Annotated in this window: 18 protein-coding genes; 13 read left to right on the forward strand and 5 right to left on the reverse strand. The window is 42.7% G+C overall.

Features of this window, described 5'->3' with window-relative positions:
- Positions 1–179 precede the first annotated feature (179 nt).
- Positions 180–344, reverse strand: coding sequence for a hypothetical protein (locus KEJ24_06825; protein MBS7647532.1), 165 nt, complete (start codon positions 342–344; stop codon positions 180–182).
- 170 nt (positions 345–514) lie between these two features.
- Between KEJ24_06825 and topA the strand changes: the two genes are divergently transcribed.
- The 3 genes from topA to KEJ24_06840 are packed head-to-tail and all read left to right on the forward strand — an operon-like array spanning position 515 to position 3,227.
- On the forward strand, positions 515–2,593 hold the full coding sequence (topA, locus tag KEJ24_06830; protein MBS7647533.1) for a DNA topoisomerase I: 2,079 nt from the start codon (positions 515–517) through the stop codon (positions 2,591–2,593).
- Positions 2,590–2,823 carry a hypothetical protein gene (locus tag KEJ24_06835; GenBank protein MBS7647534.1) on the forward strand — a complete coding sequence of 78 codons (234 nt, stop codon included), beginning with the start codon at positions 2,590–2,592 and terminating at the stop codon, positions 2,821–2,823. The genes topA and KEJ24_06835 overlap by 4 nt, the downstream gene beginning before the upstream one ends.
- The gene (locus KEJ24_06840) at positions 2,820–3,227 is read left to right on the forward strand and encodes a hypothetical protein (GenBank protein ID MBS7647535.1); all 408 of its coding nucleotides are present in this window, start codon (positions 2,820–2,822) and stop codon (positions 3,225–3,227) included. Before KEJ24_06835 ends, KEJ24_06840 begins: the two co-directional genes overlap by 4 nt.
- A gap of 12 nt (positions 3,228–3,239) precedes the next feature.
- Here the strand turns inward: KEJ24_06840 and KEJ24_06845 are convergent, their stop codons facing one another.
- The gene (locus KEJ24_06845) at positions 3,240–3,737 is read right to left on the reverse strand and encodes a CDP-2,3-bis-(O-geranylgeranyl)-sn-glycerol synthase (protein MBS7647536.1); all 498 of its coding nucleotides are present in this window, start codon (positions 3,735–3,737) and stop codon (positions 3,240–3,242) included.
- A gap of 10 nt (positions 3,738–3,747) precedes the next feature.
- A complete protein-coding gene (locus KEJ24_06850; GenBank protein ID MBS7647537.1) occupies positions 3,748–4,449 on the reverse strand; it encodes an AAA family ATPase in 702 nt (233 codons plus the stop codon).
- A 79-nt stretch (positions 4,450–4,528) separates the two neighbouring features.
- On the opposite strand from KEJ24_06850, the gene KEJ24_06855 reads away from it, so the two are divergent.
- Positions 4,529–5,182 (forward strand): hypothetical protein, encoded by a 654-nt coding sequence (locus KEJ24_06855; protein ID MBS7647538.1) that lies wholly within the window; start codon positions 4,529–4,531, stop codon positions 5,180–5,182.
- The gene (locus KEJ24_06860) at positions 5,148–6,458 is read left to right on the forward strand and encodes a hypothetical protein (GenBank protein MBS7647539.1); all 1,311 of its coding nucleotides are present in this window, start codon (positions 5,148–5,150) and stop codon (positions 6,456–6,458) included. The genes KEJ24_06855 and KEJ24_06860 overlap by 35 nt, the downstream gene beginning before the upstream one ends.
- On the opposite strand, the gene KEJ24_06865 is transcribed toward KEJ24_06860, so the two are convergent.
- Positions 6,445–7,134, reverse strand: a complete 690-nt coding sequence (locus KEJ24_06865; protein ID MBS7647540.1) for an endonuclease III — start codon at positions 7,132–7,134, stop codon at positions 6,445–6,447. The genes KEJ24_06860 and KEJ24_06865 overlap by 14 nt on opposite strands.
- A gap of 76 nt (positions 7,135–7,210) precedes the next feature.
- On the opposite strand from KEJ24_06865, the gene KEJ24_06870 reads away from it, so the two are divergent.
- The 7 genes from KEJ24_06870 (at position 7,211) to KEJ24_06900 (ending at position 13,685) form a co-directional block, all read left to right on the forward strand.
- Complete coding sequence (locus tag KEJ24_06870; protein MBS7647541.1) at positions 7,211–7,594, forward strand: hypothetical protein; 384 nt, start codon at positions 7,211–7,213, stop codon at positions 7,592–7,594.
- Positions 7,591–8,943 (forward strand): UbiD family decarboxylase, encoded by a 1,353-nt coding sequence (locus KEJ24_06875; protein MBS7647542.1) that lies wholly within the window; start codon positions 7,591–7,593, stop codon positions 8,941–8,943. Before KEJ24_06870 ends, KEJ24_06875 begins: the two co-directional genes overlap by 4 nt.
- A 53-nt stretch (positions 8,944–8,996) precedes the next feature.
- Complete coding sequence (locus tag KEJ24_06880; GenBank protein ID MBS7647543.1) at positions 8,997–9,500, forward strand: CBS domain-containing protein; 504 nt, start codon at positions 8,997–8,999, stop codon at positions 9,498–9,500.
- Between the two features lie 50 nt (positions 9,501–9,550).
- The gene (locus tag KEJ24_06885) at positions 9,551–10,612 is read left to right on the forward strand and encodes a threonylcarbamoyl-AMP synthase (GenBank protein MBS7647544.1); all 1,062 of its coding nucleotides are present in this window, start codon (positions 9,551–9,553) and stop codon (positions 10,610–10,612) included.
- A gap of 89 nt (positions 10,613–10,701) precedes the next feature.
- A complete protein-coding gene (locus KEJ24_06890) occupies positions 10,702–12,339 on the forward strand; it encodes a TCP-1/cpn60 chaperonin family protein (GenBank protein MBS7647545.1) in 1,638 nt (545 codons plus the stop codon).
- Positions 12,340–12,522: 183 nt separating this feature from the next.
- Positions 12,523–13,122, forward strand: coding sequence for a phosphoribosyltransferase (locus KEJ24_06895; protein MBS7647546.1), 600 nt, complete (start codon positions 12,523–12,525; stop codon positions 13,120–13,122).
- Positions 13,119–13,685 (forward strand): hypothetical protein, encoded by a 567-nt coding sequence (locus KEJ24_06900; GenBank protein ID MBS7647547.1) that lies wholly within the window; start codon positions 13,119–13,121, stop codon positions 13,683–13,685. The genes KEJ24_06895 and KEJ24_06900 overlap by 4 nt, the downstream gene beginning before the upstream one ends.
- Before the next feature lie 15 nt (positions 13,686–13,700).
- Here the strand turns inward: KEJ24_06900 and KEJ24_06905 are convergent, their stop codons facing one another.
- The gene (locus tag KEJ24_06905; protein ID MBS7647548.1) at positions 13,701–14,225 is read right to left on the reverse strand and encodes a THUMP domain-containing protein; all 525 of its coding nucleotides are present in this window, start codon (positions 14,223–14,225) and stop codon (positions 13,701–13,703) included.
- Positions 14,226–14,456: 231 nt separating this feature from the next.
- On the opposite strand from KEJ24_06905, the gene KEJ24_06910 reads away from it, so the two are divergent.
- A complete protein-coding gene (locus tag KEJ24_06910) occupies positions 14,457–15,395 on the forward strand; it encodes an isoaspartyl peptidase/L-asparaginase (GenBank protein ID MBS7647549.1) in 939 nt (312 codons plus the stop codon).
- The last annotated feature ends 47 nt before the right edge of the window (positions 15,396–15,442 follow it).

A 15,442-nucleotide genomic window follows, 5' to 3' on the forward strand; every position in this document is an offset into this window, starting at 1 on the left:
GATTGATTCGTGGTGTTTATTTCCCTTACGGTTTATTCCGAATTCAAGCAAGTATTTTTCGCTGTGCTTGTATCTTTTCCTAGTTGTAAGAGAAAGCAATTATGGTCATGGACCTAATAAAGTTTTGTCGGCGCATTAAAGCCTCTTTATTCTTCATTCTTCAAAAGTTTTCTTCGAAACTACTTTAATGGTTTAACTTCAACGTTTAATGGAATGAAAGCTAGTTTTCTGCCGCAGTTCGGACATTTGCCGTCATATTTGTGTAAAATTTCATCCGGAGGTTTCAGTTCGGCACCTTCATACAAAACGTAGCCGCATTGGTGGCAAACAACTTTTTGAGGCATATATAACCCTCTCACTGTTGAAAGGAGAAAGCACAACACGTATTTATCGGTTGCTGGTCGCTCTTTGGCATTTTCACTTTAAACACAGACTGAGCCTCACACAGAAACTTTTAATTTTGGCTGTATGCTTATCCTTTGAGAAATTTCATTGGTTAATGGTCTGTGTCTGCATGGAAAAGTACACGCTTATAATTACGGAGAAACCAGACGCTGCGCAGCGGATAGCCTCAGCTCTAGATTTGAAAGGAAAAGCTAAAAAAGTTGAAGATAACGGTGTGCCCTATTACGTGGCTGAAAGAGACAAGCCTATAATTGTGGTCCCAGCCGTCGGGCACTTATATACGGTGGCGGAGGAAAGAAGCGGAAGAAACTATTACCCAGTTTTTAATTTTAGATGGGTTCCCAGATATATAGCTGAAAGAGGTGTCAAGCAGATTCGAGTTTGGCTTGAAACTATTTCAAAGCTTGCAGAAGGGGCAGATACGTACATCGATGCATGCGACTATGACATTGAAGGGAGCATTATCGGATATTGTATACTAAAATATGCGTGCGGTGGCAAAGAAAACGTAGCAAAAAGAATGAAGTATTCTACTCTAACAAAGGAGGAGTTAGAAAAAGCATACGAAGAATTGCTGCCAAAACTGGATTTCGCTCTAATAGAAGCTGGAAAAACAAGACATGAAGTTGACTGGTTATACGGTGTTAACCTAACAAGAGCGTTAACGCTGGCAGCAAAAGACTGGAGCGGAAAATATGCGACTCTAAGTACTGGAAGAGTACAAGGGCCCACGCTTAGATTTCTTGTTGCAAGAGAAAAAGCCATAAGAAGTTTTGTGCCAACGCCTTACTGGGAAATCAAGGCTGAAATCGAGATAGAGGGACAGGTTTTCGAGGCTGAATATGAAAAGGACATCATTGAAACAAAACGAGAAGCGGAAGAAGTTCTAACTGCTTGCAAGGGTAAAGATGGTGTCGTTGAAAGCATAGAAGTTAAACAGTTCCAACAAATGCCGCCAACACCCTTTGATATTGGTGCCTTGCAAAGTGAGGCTTATAGCCTTTTCGGATACACGCCTAGAAGAACCCTTGATATAGCCCAACGCTTATACTTGGACGCCTTGATTTCTTACCCACGAACAAGCAGTCAAAAACTTCCGCCGGCGATAAATTATGAAGGAATCCTCAAAAGCCTAAGTGCGGTCCCAGAGTATAAGAATTTAGCCGCAGAACTTTTAGCCAAAAAGGAATTAAAACCAAACGAAGGCAAAAAGGAAGACCCCGCGCATCCAGCCATTTACCCAACTGGAAAGCTTCCGGAAAGAGTTTTAGAAGAACCTGAAAGGCGCATATGGGACTTGGTTGTGAGAAGGTTTATGGCGGTTTTCTGCGAGCCAGCCATAAGACAAAGTGTAAAGGTATGCATTAGCATCAACAAGCAAGAGTTCATTTTGAGAGGTAGACAAACACTCAAAGATGGATGGCTTCGGTTCTATGAACCCTATGTAAGAGCCGAAGAAGTACTCTTACCTCAAATAAATGAAGGGCAAAAACTTAAAGTTGTAAGAGTTATTTCAGAAGAAAAGTTCACGAAACCTCCACCGAGGTACAATCCAGGCAGTCTCCTTAAGAAAATGGAAGAGGCTGGTATAGGAACAAAGGCCACGCGGGCAGACATAATCCAAACCTTGTATGATAGGAAGTATGTCCGCGACGAACGAATTGTTGTAACAGACCTAGGTTTTGAGGTCCTCGAGGTTTTAAAGAGGCATTGCCCATCTATCGTCTCAATAGAACTTACAAGAAGCTTGGAAGAACGTATGGACAAAATTCAAGCTAATATGGAGAATAGGGAAAATGTCCTTTTAGACACCATTGAAATCTTAAAGCCTGTCATGGAAGAATTGAAAAAAAAGGAAAAAGCCATAGGTGAACAGTTAAGCCATGCCATTAAAAAGGCAAGGCTTGAGGAGCGGATTGTTGGACAATGCCCTTTATGTGGAACTGGGAGTCTTATGATTCTTTATTCAAGAAAAACTGGAAAGCGGTTCATTGGATGCACAAATTACTTTAAAAAACAGTGTAACGCAGCTTTTCCACTTCCACAGAAAGGGAACGCTCGTCCCACTGGTAGAAATTGCCGCGGGTGTGGTTGGCCAATAGTGCAGGTTAAGATTAAAGGAAGACGGCCTTGGAACCTATGTTTTAATCCGAAATGCCAATTAAGAGAGGAGAAGGGAAGACCTTGAAATGCGCAATATGCAGCAGAGAAGCCTATAAAAATGGGTTTTGTGAGTTGCATGCAAGGGCCTACATAAGCATTTTAAAGAAATACGAAGTTTGGAAGAAAGCTTTAGACATTTCCTGGAAAGAATATTTAAGTGAGATCATTAAAAATCCGTTTACTGGTGAATGGGCTAAAGAAGTGGCAGAGCATCTACTCAAAACTGGAGAGGAGCCAAAGTGGCACGTAAAATGAAAAGGACACTTTCATCAATGTCATATTCGTTCCAGAAACTCTTTAGACGAATATCAACAATTAAGCCTTCAAGTATCGCTCTAGCCACTATAGCGGCGGTTGTTGCGGTCTTTCTCTTTGGAGGGGGATTATACCTTATTATTGTTAAGCCTTATCCTGCCGTTTATTACGGTGGACGTTTCCTCTTTGTTTACCCGCAACTATCCGAGCAATGGGTTTCAGACAGCCTAATGGCAATGATAATATTCTCTTTCGGTGTAATTGGTGCGCTTTTAATGTACCAAAGCACAAAATATGCCTACAAACCGAGACAAGCCTATCTCATGTTTATAGTGGGCATGGCACTTTTCATAATCGCTTACATATCTGTGGAAGCTATACTGTATTATTTGAAAGGCGTATAACAAATTTGCTTTTCACCATGGAGTTTCTTTCAAACCCATCTTATAGGCTGCGAAATTAGTGAGTACATGCAGCGGTGGGGTGAGCGCCAACACGGTTACGGCAAGTTCTAGAAAAAGCATGTTCAAAGGAAGAGAAAAAACAAAGGCTCCAATTATGAAGTCGATTTGATCAATCACTGGCAAAATTTCTCCAGGAGATAGTCCCATGCGCCTTTTTAAGAAAGCCCCTGCTAAATCACCTATCAAGGCACCAATAGATAAAAGAAAACCAAAATAGAGAGGATACTTAAACAATATAGACTCGACGATCCCAACAATTGTTCCAACAACTAGTCCTGATAGAAAACCTCTAAAGGTTTTGTTTTTTCCAAAAATTGGTCGCCCGTCATAGAATTTTTTCCCAAAATCCAACGGGAAGCCTCCGCCGAAAAGCACGGGTGCAGCGTTTGCACAGTATGCCGGAAGGATGAATTTTAGCGCGTTTAAGACTAAATCTGCAAGTGTACCCATTTTCACACCTTTACGCTGAGGTAAAGTGTTCGGTTAATCCTTTTTCGCATATTTTGAAATGGAAAGCGGGTTGCTGAGTTGTTCCCTGTTTCTTTTCTACAATTGCCTTTATAACTTTCGCATTTTCTGTTGACTTCATTGCAATTATTACATCTGCCCAAAACTTCAGCACCCTTGTGGCTACAGGTTCAATGCTCACATGCGCGTCTTCAAAAACCCCTCGAACTTGACTGAGTACAAGGACAGCTATTCTATGGGTTTTGGCAACCTGCGCTAGCCACGCCATCTGCCTGTTCAGTTCACGGTTTAACTCGAATGTTTTTTCCGGTTTTTCTGCAATTTCCAAACGGTATAAATGTGTAATGGTGTCAAAAATAACTAGGCCAAAGCCTCTCGTCAAATAGTTAGTTAACCGGTCTATTATGACCGTTTGTTCCTTGAAGTCTTTAGGCCTAGCAAGAATTATGTGTTCAGCTATTTTTTCAGCGTCTTTTGAAGCTATTTGAAACAGTCGTCTAGGAGAGAACGTACCGTCGCAGTCCACGAACAAAACTTTCCATTCTCTCCTCGCACAGTTTACGGCGCATTGCATAGCCAACGTTGTTTTAGCAGTTTCAGCCTCCCCATAAATCAGGCTAATACTGCCAACATCTAGGCCGCCATCTAAGAGGGCGTCAAATCCATTGCAGCCTGTTGGAATTTTCTGCAGCAACTTAACGCACGTTAATAGATATAAACAGCAAAAATAATAATTGTTTGTTGTAAAGAAGACTAAAATGATCGGTTGACACATGAAGGCAAAGATGGCGGTGGCAACGGTTTCGGGAAAGGCCTATTATTTAATAGTCAATGAACTTAAAAAGCAAAATGTACCTTTCATAAGCTTAACACCTTACGACCCGGTGCCAGTGGAGATAAAAATCGTTATAACTACCGAGAAAGAACGTGCGCTGATAAATCACGAAAATGTTTTAACATTCAAAGAGGGGGAGGACCCACAAGTCTTAATTAATCAAGCACTCCAACAGTTAGAAGGAAAAAGTTCGTACGAAAAAATAGTGATAGGAGTAGACCCCGGCGAAGTTTTGGGATTAGCTGTTTTGGCGGATGGAAAAGTTATAAAAACTGGAAACTGTTTTAGCATAAAAGAGACTGTTAATGAAATAGGAACAATCATAGAAAGTTTAAAAGATGTTAAGGCATCGGTGATCTCCGTCAAAGTCGGAGATGGTGTGCCTGAGTATAAAGAAAAGCTTTTAAGGGCGTTGGATAAGCGACTGCCTCCAAACGTGGAATTAGAAAGCGTAAGCGAAGCGGGAACAGACCGTTATATAAGCGAGGCCAAACATAGGAGAGGTGTAAGAGACATAGTTTCAGCAATAAGAATTGCAAAAAGGAATGGACAAAAGTATGCCAGAGGAAAAGCGAATGAGGATAACCGTTGATGCTGGAAAAACTCTACTAGTGGACGGCCCAGCCTCGGTTACGCTTGTCTCCGGTGAAACAGAGGTTTTCGGCCACTCTTTGAGGCAAACTGGCAAGGTTGTAATAAGAGATGGCAAACGCATGCCCTTCATTGTTAAGGAAAAGGCGACTTTTGACATCTTGCTTGGAGAAAACGCAAGCATAGAGGAAGTGGATGGAGACACTGTGCCAATGTCCTGGGAAGAAGCTTATAAGGAAGTCGTTGCCATACAAAAAAGGCCTTTAACGTTGCTGGTTCTTGGAAACGTAGACTCTGGAAAAACAAGTTTTTGCACGTACCTCGCAAACAAGCTAGTAAAAGACGGATGTAAAGTCGCCATCTTAGATGGAGACATAGGCCAGTCGGATATTGGGCCGCCTTGCACAGTTGCCTACGCTCTGGTTTCAAAACCGGTAACAGACCTGTTCAACCTTGAAGCTACAAACGCCTATTTTGTAGGAGTGACCTCACCAAGCAGAGCCCTTGAAAGAGTTATCCGCGGAATAATCTCGCTGAGGGAAGAACTTTTGAAGCATAACCCAGACTATATAATTGTGAACACAGACGGTTGGGTAGAAGGAGAAGAGGCCGTAAGCTATAAACTTCAAATAGTTGAAAAAATAGCGCCTGACATGGTTTTTGGTATTCAACAAAGTGAAAGGTTGACGCCTATTTTAACGGCGCTCAAAAACTTCAAGACATTAGCTGTGGATTCTCCACAAACGATAAAGCAGAGAAGCCGCGATAAACGCAGAAGCCTAAGAGAGTTAGGCTACATTAAATACTTGAAAGGCGCAAAAATACAGTCCATACCCATGAGTTGGGTCAAGGTCGAAAACGATGAGATTATAGGTTCAAATAGAACCTTTGGGATGGCGAAAAGAGAGAAAGAAATATACAGCCTCTTGGGAATGAAACCGCTTCACATCGCAGAGTTAAAGGACAAAATCCACGTGATTATCGGAAAAGGCCGATGGATTAGTCCAGAAAAAATCAGAAGCCTAGAGGAAGTATTAGGCAAAAAAGTTACAGTCGCATGTAATGGGGATGAGGAAGGATCACTGACAGCCTTATACAACGCTGAAGGAAAATTCTTGGGTATAGGTGTGTTACGAAAAATTGACTATATAAGAAAAGTCTTGAAAATTTTCACGCCTGTCTCAGGGAGCATTTCAACGGTCGTTATTGGAAAAGTTAGACTTGACAAGAATTTGAGAGAAATATCAAGCATACAAGATGAAGCTAAAGTTTTGTAGGATAAATTGGCTTTTTCTCGAAGGGACAAAGCATGTTTACTGGGCATTGACCACACATGGGTTTTAAAGCCTTGCAGTATTTTCTTCCTAGCAGAATTAATAATATGTGAACCGCTAGATAGTCGTCGGGCTTGTATAAACGCTGAAGAGAATTGCGAACTTCCTCATAATCACCGTCCGCAGGTGCAAGCCCGAGCCTTTTTGAGACACGATTAACATGGGTGTCCACTGGCACCGTCGGCTGGTTCGCTGAGAAGAGTAGAAGTACATCAGCGGTTTTGGGCCCAACACCCGGCAGCTGCAACAGCGTTTTCCTCGCATCCTCGAAGGGCATAGCCAAAATAGGCTGAAGACTGCCTCCGAATTTTTCAAATATTATCTTTGATACTTTTTTTATTGTTTTAGCCTTGTTTCGGTACAACCCAGCAACCTTCAAACATTTCTCTATTTCTACAGCTTCAGCTTCCGCCAATATTCTTGGAGCTATTTGAAACTTTTTGGAAAGATTCTGAAAGGCTTTTTCAGCGTTTCTGTCCGACGTGTTCTGCGAGATTATAGTTATAATTAGGGTTTCGAAAGGGTCCTGTTTTAGAGACACCCACTTTGGAAACGTGAAATTTTCTTTAAGCCGTTCCAGAATTTTTTGGGCTCTTTCTTTTTCGCCGTTTCCAGTCATTTTGAGTTCGCCTTTTAAAGTGATAAATACTGAAGAGTGTATTAAGGCTATAATGAGATAAGAAGGAATGGAGAGCTTGTCGATGGAGCGGGCTAGGGTTATTAAGGATGAGGAAATTGAACAAAATATTCGTTTTTTGGCCGTTTATCTTGAAACAAAAAACGCGTGTCTTGTGCTTTTAAGTGAAAACGAGGATAGGCTTGGAACACTAGCCGTAGCCATTCCAAAGCCTGCCGGTTCCCCTGGACTGCCGTCCTCAACGGTTTTATTAGGTGACAGAAACGTGATTTCAGCTCGTATGTTCGCGGAGTATTTAGCCTCCAAAAAAAGGAAAATTGCCCTTGTCTCCATATACTTGGAGAACGTTAACGAGTTACAAGCACAATCGATTTTCAAGAGACTGCTTGAAAGAGTGATGCCAACAGCAACGGAGCCAGAAACGGGAGGAAGCTTACTATGAGCCTCAGAGCCTTCTTGGAGCAGATGGAAGAGAAAAAGGAGATGATCCACATTAAGGATTCCGTGTCCACAAACTTTGAGATTGCCTATATCATGAAAAGCTTCGACGGAAATGGTCCAGTACTTTTATTTGAGAATGTGGAAGACGCTAAGGCGCGCATTGTGGCCAATGTTTGTGGAACAAGAAAGCGTATCTGTGAAGCGCTTAATGTTGACCAGGACCGGCTTTACAAGAGGCTTTTAGAAGCTTGGCAGTCTCCTAGAAAACCCAGAATCGTGGACGACGGACCAGTTAAAGAGGTTATTGAAGAACCAGACTTGCTCCGAATTCCGGTTTTAACACATTTTGAACGAGATGCTGGCCCTTACATAACGGCAGCCGTTGTCCATGCTAAAAGCTTGGACGGAAACATTGAGAACGTTTCCGTTCATAGACTGCAAGTTTTGGATGAAAGACATTTGGCGATACGGCTTGTTCCAAGACACCTTTATAAGCTCTGGAACATGGCAAAGGAAGCTGAGACAGATTTGGACATAGCTATTGCTATAGGTGTTCACCCAGCAGTAATGTTAGCTGCCGCTTCGCCTCTCCCATTTGGAGTTTGCGAGTTTGACGTGGCAAATGCCCTTTTGAACGACCAACTGCACCTAGTGGAATGTAAATATGTGAACGCCTGTGCTCCAGCAGACGCTGAACTCGTGTTGGAAGGCAGAATTTCCGCAAGTAAAGAAGTTATAGAAGGCCCATTCGTGGATATTACTGGAACATATGATATCCAAAGAAAACAGCCAGTTGTAGAGGTTGTGAACGTCATGCATCGCAAGGACTATATTTACCAAGCACTTTTGCCATCTGGAAGCGAACATAAGCTTTTGATGGGGATGCCTTTTGAAGCTGCAATTTATGAGGCTGTTTCAAAGGTTGTGCCGAAAGTTAATGCTGTAAACTTGTCAATAGGCGGAAACGGGTGGCTTCATGCGATAATATCCATCGAAAAACAAATGGAAGGAGACGCAAAAAATGCTTTGTTGGCGGCTTTCGCAGCTCATCCAAGTCTTAAGCACGCTGTTGTAGTGGACTCAGACATCAACGTTTTCGACTTAACGGAAGTAGAGTGGGCTATAGCGACAAGATTCCAAGCTTGTGAAGACTTGCTGGTGATTCAGAATGCGCGGGGTTCAACTTTAGATGCCTCTGCCAACCAAGAAACCGGGTTGACAAGCAAAATGGGCATAGACGCGACTAGACCCCTGTCAAAGCCTAAAGAGAAATTTGAAAAAGCGAGGATCCCGACAAGCAAACGTGTTGAGGAGCTTTTACAAAAACTTCGAAGAGATCTGAGCGTCTAAAATTTCGCACATAGTTATATATTGGCGATGTTGAAATACAAGTGGGGTCCTTGTTGTCAACTGAAAACACTGAAGAAGAAGGTGAAAGCGAAAGCCGAATTTCTTTGAAAGTAGAAGATGTCATGGTGCGAGAGGTTATAACTATAGATGAGAATGCAACAGTGAAAGAAGCTGCAGAAGTCATGAACAAGTTTGAAATTGGATGCTTGATTGCCGTTAGAAAAGGGAAAGCCGTTGGAATAATCACTGAAAGAGATATGCTAAAGAGAGTTGTGGCCGAGGCAAAAGATGTACACAGAACAAGGGTTAAAGATGTGATGTCAAGCCCGCTGGTGGTTGTAGAACCAAGCTTAGAGTTAGAGGAGGCTGTGAAACTTATGTTCCAAATGAAGATTAAGAAATTGCCGGTAGTAGAGGGGAAACGTCTAGTAGGTTTAGTAAGTTTAACAGACATAGCCCGTTTTCAACCTCAAATGATAAAAATATTGAAACAACTTGCCCTAAAGCAGACCGCACCGAAAAGTATGAAAAAAGTCATAGACTACTACATCGTTTGAGTTAGAATCTTTAAATCCACAAAACGTCTTAACAAACTAGGCTTGCTGAAATGAAAACTACGGTAATAAAAGTTAACTCGGACACTCCAGAAATTGAAGCAATACGCATCGCAGCAAACATTATAAAAAAGGGTGGATTAGTGGCTTTTCCCACAGAAACTGTTTATGGACTTGGAGCTGACGCGCTTAACCCAAAGGCCGTTAAAAACCTTTTTAAAGCTAAAAAGAGACCACCTGACAATCCACCAATAATACATGTGGGAGACGTAAAGGATGTATACAGGCTGGTAAGGGAAGTTCCGGAAAAAGCTGAGAAACTTATGGAAAAGTTTTGGCCCGGTCCATTAACTCTAATTCTTAAACGATCAGAAATCGTTCCGGATGTTACTGTTTCAGGTTTGGACACTATTGCAATTAGAATTCCAAAACATAACGTAGCATTAGCCCTTATAAGAGAAAGTGATTGCCCTATTGCTGCTCCGAGCGCAAACCTTGCAGGACGCCCAAGTCCAACGATGGCTGAACACGTACTGGAGGACCTTGACGGCCGAATAGATGCCGTGCTGGATGCCGGACCAACGAACATCGGTGTAGAATCCACGGTTTTAGACTTAACCGTTAACCCCCCGCAGATCCTCCGCCCGGGTGGAACGCCTTATGAGGTGCTAAAGGAATTTCTTGGAAACATAGAGCTTCACCCAGTAGCAACTGCGGATGGAAAGGTGCATATTGACGAAGCACGTTCTCCAGGAATGAAACATAAGCATTACGCACCCAAAGCAAAAGTGGTTGTTGTTGAAGGCGACTTGGAAGCTGTCATGAAAAAAATCGCAGAATTAGTAGACTATTATAGACAGAGAAAATTGAAAGTCGGCGTCTTAGCCACCAACGAAACTGCAGCCGCGTATAGGGCAGATGTTGTAAAGTTTCTTGGAAGTCGCGGTCGCCTTGAAGACGCTGCGAGAAACTTGTTTAGACTTCTTAGAGAGTTTGACGTTGAAGGAGTTGACATTATTATTGCTGAAGGTGTGCCCACCGAGGGGTTGGGGTTGGCGGTTATGAATAGGCTTAGGAAGGCTTCTGGTTATAGAATTGTTAAGGCAAAAATTTAGAAAACTTTATATAGAAGTAATTTTTCCGTGTGATTTTGCTTTTAAACCAACTTTCAAACGAATGAAGGGGGTGATGGTGGGTGGCAGCCATACCCTCTGGAACGGTACCCGTTCTAGTGTTAAAGGAAGGAACTGGAAGGACAACAGGAAGAGAGGCTCAAAGGAACAACATCACGGCAGCAAAGATAATCTCTGAACTTGTAAAGACAACCCTCGGCCCGAAGGGTATGGATAAAATGCTGGTAAGCAGCTTCGGCGACGTAACGATAACTAATGACGGCGCGACGATTCTTAAGGAGATCGATGTGCAACACCCAGCTGCAAAAATGCTTGTAGAAGTTGCAAAAGCTCAGGACAATGAAGTTGGAGACGGAACAACAACTGCTGCGGTGCTGGCTGGAGAACTCTTGGCGAAGGCCGAGGAGCTTTTAGATCAGAATATTCATCCAACAATAATAATTGAAGGCTTTAAGAAAGCCGGTGAAAAAGCCCGAGAGATCTTGGAGAAAATGGCCATGCCAGTAAATATCAACGATGACAAGAAGCTTTTAGACGTCGCCATGACTTCTATGGGAAGTAAGGGCATTGCAGGTGCAAAAGAACACTTTGCAAAACTGGCTGTGGAAGCCGTAAAACAGGTGGCTGAAGAAAAGGACGGCAAAATTAGGGCAGACATCGACTTAATCAAGATTTTGAAGAAACATGGCAGAAGCCTAGAAGAAACAGAACTTGTCAAAGGCATGGTTATCGACAAGGAAGTCGCCCATCCGCAAATGCCGAAAATAATTCATAACGCTAAAATTGCACTAATAAATGCTAAGTTAGAGATTGAAAAGACGGAGTTTGACGCAAAAATCAACATTGAAAGCCCAGAACAAATGAAAATGTTTCTAGATGAGGAGGAGCGAATGCTCAAGGAAATGGTGGACAAAATCGCTGAAGCTGGTGCCAATGTAGTATTTTGCGAGAAGGGTATAGACGACGTGGCACTGCACTTCCTGGCCAAAAGAGGCATACTAGCAGTTAAAAACGTTAGCAGCGGTGACATGGAGAAGTTGGCAAGGGCAACCGGTGGCAAGATAGTAGCAAGCGTGAAGGACCTGACACACGACGTGCTTGGCGAAGCTAAACTTGTCGAGGAGGTCAAGATAGGTGATGATAAGCTTGTTTACGTCCGCGAGTGCAAGAACCCGAAGGCTGTCACAATAGTGGTCAGAGGTGGAACAGAACATGTAGTTGATGAAGCTGAACGTTCACTGCATGATGCGCTCTGCGTGGTAAGAAATGCTATTGAAGATGGAAAGATCGTGCCAGGTGGCGGTGCACCAGAGGCTGAAGTAGCCAAACAACTTAGGGACTACGCTGTAAAAGTTGGCGGACGGGAACAATTAGCAATAGAGGCTTTTGCAGACGCTGTTGAAGCCATACCATTGACACTTGCTGAAAATGCCGGTCTAGACCCAGTGGATATAATGGTGGCCCTAAGAGCCGCTCACGAGAAAGCAGACGGCTACCGCATGGGGGTAGACGTTTTCACAGGCAAAATCAGAGACATGTTGGAGCTAAACATTATAGAGCCGCTTCGAGTCAAGCTTCAAGTAGTAAAGTCCGCTACCGAAGCAGCCAACATGATACTAAAAATTGATGATGTCATCGCGGCAAAGGGCATCGAAAAAGAAAAGGAAAAAGAGAAAGAGAAACCTAAAGAACCATCAGAATTTGAATAAAAACCCAAAAATTTTTCTCTTATATTTTTCGAGTTTTACATAACCCGCATTGGCATGATTATCAAAAGCTCTTTCTTATACTATCGTGAACTTGACTTGACTTTTAACGACAATCAAACTTAAAGTTATTTAATCACCAAAATTATTCTAGAGAAATAAACACGCCAAGAGTTGATGTAGAGTTTGCATAAAAACATCGAATTTGAAGTCCCAACATGGAGCCAAATATATCGGATGTTGATGCACATAGCCGACAAAATCCGTCAGGACTCTTTCAAGCCAGACATAATTGTCGGGGTTTCCCGCGGCGGATGGCCCCCAGCAAGGGTTCTTTCAGATCTCTTGGAAAACCCAAACCTTGCCAATGTTAAAGTCGAATTCTATGTCAACATAGCTGAAACTAAAGAAGAGCCAACCCTAACACAGCCGGTTTCCGTGAAGGTAGCTGGCAAACGAGTGCTCGTGGTAGATGAAGTTGCAGATACTGGCAAGAGCCTCCAACTTATAAAAGAGTATCTGCAAAAGGAGGGGGCTGCTGAGGTGAGGATTGCTGCCGTTTACCTCAAACCATGGAGTGTGATAAAGCCAGACTATTATGCAAGAGAAACCAGCCGCTGGATAGTCTTCCCATGGGAAATAAAGGAAACTTTGAGGAGAATAATCCAGAAACATAAAGAAGAAAATAGAAAACCTGAAAAAGTAATAGAAGAGCTTGTAAAAGCCGGTTTATCCAGAAGGCTTGTTGAAAAGTTTTTGAAGGAAATTGCAGAGGAAGAACCTTGATAAAGCATCTTGAAGAATTCGGAAAATACATAGCTATCGCAGGCTTTAAAGACGTGCAAATAGTTGATGCCAACCTCTTTCTAAAGGAAGCTAGAGGACTGATAGGCGAAAATGTTGAAGTCCAATTTTTTAATGCGAAACATGTAGCTTCATGGCAGCACCTGTATTTTGCAGCTTTAAACGCATTAAAAGCCTTCGAAAACAAAAAAAACATTTCGAAAAGTTTGGTCTTAGAAGTGCTACTTTATGCTTCGGCGCAACGGCAAATTCGAAAGGCAACAGAATTCCTTGGAATAAGGGAAAATACAAAAGAAATAGCCGTGCTGGCCATAGGGGAAAGCGCTGATCAAGTAGAAAAGGCGTTAGAGGCAATTTCAAAAATTGTAAAAGGAAAACGCGACGACGTAGTCCTAGAACTTTCCCAAGATAAAATTGTAGGCATACGAAAAGTTTTCAGAATTTCAAACGCTGAAATTGAAGCAATGACAGATGGTAAAACTTTGGAGAGAGCCCTAATAGACCTCGTAATTGAACGAATAGCGCTTCTAGCTACCGAACGCTAAGAAATCGACTCTCATCTAGAGCGTCTTCTCTTTTACTACTGACAAAATATCGTTTGGTCTTATCACTGCAAGTCCTGTTAAACCACCTATTACTTCAATTAAGAGAATTTTGTCAGGATTACTTAAGTCAACTTTCCTTTTAATGTTTGCAGCCGCAGCTTCAATAATGTCCCTTGTAGAAGTTTCAGTAAACCGTTTTTCAACAGTAATACGGAAACTTTCGTTTGGCGCTATTTTCGCGCTTAGCTCAGCGGCAGCCCGCTGGATTTCCCCAATGTCTGTACGGACTACTTTTTCAATGGGAATTACCCGCAGTGTGTAACGGAACTCATAAGGTCTTTCTCGCAGGATTCGTCTAAACTTTTCAATAACCTCGAAAGGGTTAAAGATTGTTTTAGCAACAATTAAACCAGCAACTCCAGTTTTGTCCACAACAGGCGCAGAATCACCAATTTCGTTCAGTAAATACCAAAGCTCGGAACACGTCTCGTCTTCGTTGCCTCTAGAAGTCGTGGCTAAAATGTTAAAATCCCTAATCATTTTCGCAGTAGCCCTCCATCATGAGACAAACAGATGGTCAGTGCAGGTTAGTTGGCTTTTCACAGCTTAAATGGCTCCTAGCCGTCGCCTCACATCATCCCATAATAAACTGGCTACTTAAAACAATTTAAGAATTATCTTTAAAAAGGCATTATGCTTAAATTCATGCAACAGATTACTTGCCTCCAAGTTTAAAAGAGGAGAAAGCATGTGGAAATACTAAAGCCTGTCATCGTCGTTCATGGTGGTGCTGGGAACTGGAATATAGAGCGGATTAACCCGGGAATAGAAGGTGTTAAAAAAGCAGCTAAAATGGGTTTTGAAATAATGCTAAAGGGCGGAAGCGCCCTTGATGCTGTTGTTGAAGCCGTTGCAGTTTTAGAAGATGTAGGCGTTTTTAACGCTGGTTATGGCTCGAGCTTAACAATAGAAAAAACTGTTGAGATGGAGGCTTCCGTTATGGAGGGGAAAACGTTGAAAGCTGGAGCTGCCGGGCTTTTGAGAGATGTTCGAAACCCCGTTCGCCTTGCGAGAATTGTTATGGAACACACGGACCACGTTTTTGTCGTTGGCGAAGGGGCTGAAAAACTAGCCAGACTGTTCAATCTTGAAAGGAGAAACCCCATCACTGAGCTCCGCCTTAAATATTATGAACAGCAGAAGCAAGCCTTGCTTGAAGGGAAACATGAACTGCCTAAACTCGCAAAACTTGTTAGGGAACACCCGGAGCTCTTTGACCTTGAAACCGTCGGCGCTGTAGCCCTTGATAAAGATGGAAACGTGGCAGCCGCCACATCGACTGGAGGTTTCCCACTGAAGCTGCCTGGAAGAATCGGTGATTCACCGTTAATTGGCTGCGGCACATATGCTGACAACCGCAGTGGGGCATGCTCAGCTACTGGTGTCGGCGAAATTGCCATAAGGCTTTGTTTGGCGAAAACTGTGTGCAATTATATGGAAAGCGGAAAAACCCCACAAGAGGCTGTTGAAGACGCTATAAGACTTGTTAATGAGCGAATGGCTGGAACCTACAATTCTATGGGCTTAATAGCGGTAAACACAAAAGGCGAAATCGGAGCAGCTCACAACTCTAAACACTTGTGCTGGGCATATTTTACACCTAAAATGCAGGGGCCTGAAGCTGCCTTAACGGCAAAGATTTTAAGGTAAAACTTTAAAAATGTCTGCCCTTTTTAAGGTTACATTCTCGACTATTG

The sequence above is a fragment of the Candidatus Bathyarchaeota archaeon genome (assembly GCA_018396705.1).
GTDB lineage: Archaea > Thermoproteota > Bathyarchaeia > Bathyarchaeales > Bathycorpusculaceae > DRVP01.

Bases quoted from the DNA above. Each gene is read 5' to 3' on its own strand.
- KEJ24_06825 (MBS7647532.1), bottom strand. From the start codon at position 344: ATGCCTCAAAAAGTTGTTTGCCACCAATGCGGCTACGTTTTGTATGAA.
- topA (MBS7647533.1), top strand. From the start codon at position 515: ATGGAAAAGTACACGCTTATAATTACGGAGAAACCAGACGCTGCGCAG.
- KEJ24_06840 (MBS7647535.1), top strand. From the start codon at position 2,820: ATGAAAAGGACACTTTCATCAATGTCATATTCGTTCCAGAAACTCTTT.
- KEJ24_06845 (MBS7647536.1), bottom strand. From the start codon at position 3,737: ATGGGTACACTTGCAGATTTAGTCTTAAACGCGCTAAAATTCATCCTT.
- KEJ24_06855 (MBS7647538.1), top strand. From the start codon at position 4,529: ATGAAGGCAAAGATGGCGGTGGCAACGGTTTCGGGAAAGGCCTATTAT.
- KEJ24_06860 (MBS7647539.1), top strand. From the start codon at position 5,148: ATGCCAGAGGAAAAGCGAATGAGGATAACCGTTGATGCTGGAAAAACT.
- KEJ24_06865 (MBS7647540.1), bottom strand. From the start codon at position 7,134: ATGACTGGAAACGGCGAAAAAGAAAGAGCCCAAAAAATTCTGGAACGG.
- KEJ24_06875 (MBS7647542.1), top strand. From the start codon at position 7,591: ATGAGCCTCAGAGCCTTCTTGGAGCAGATGGAAGAGAAAAAGGAGATG.
- KEJ24_06885 (MBS7647544.1), top strand. From the start codon at position 9,551: ATGAAAACTACGGTAATAAAAGTTAACTCGGACACTCCAGAAATTGAA.
- KEJ24_06905 (MBS7647548.1), bottom strand. From the start codon at position 14,225: ATGATTAGGGATTTTAACATTTTAGCCACGACTTCTAGAGGCAACGAA.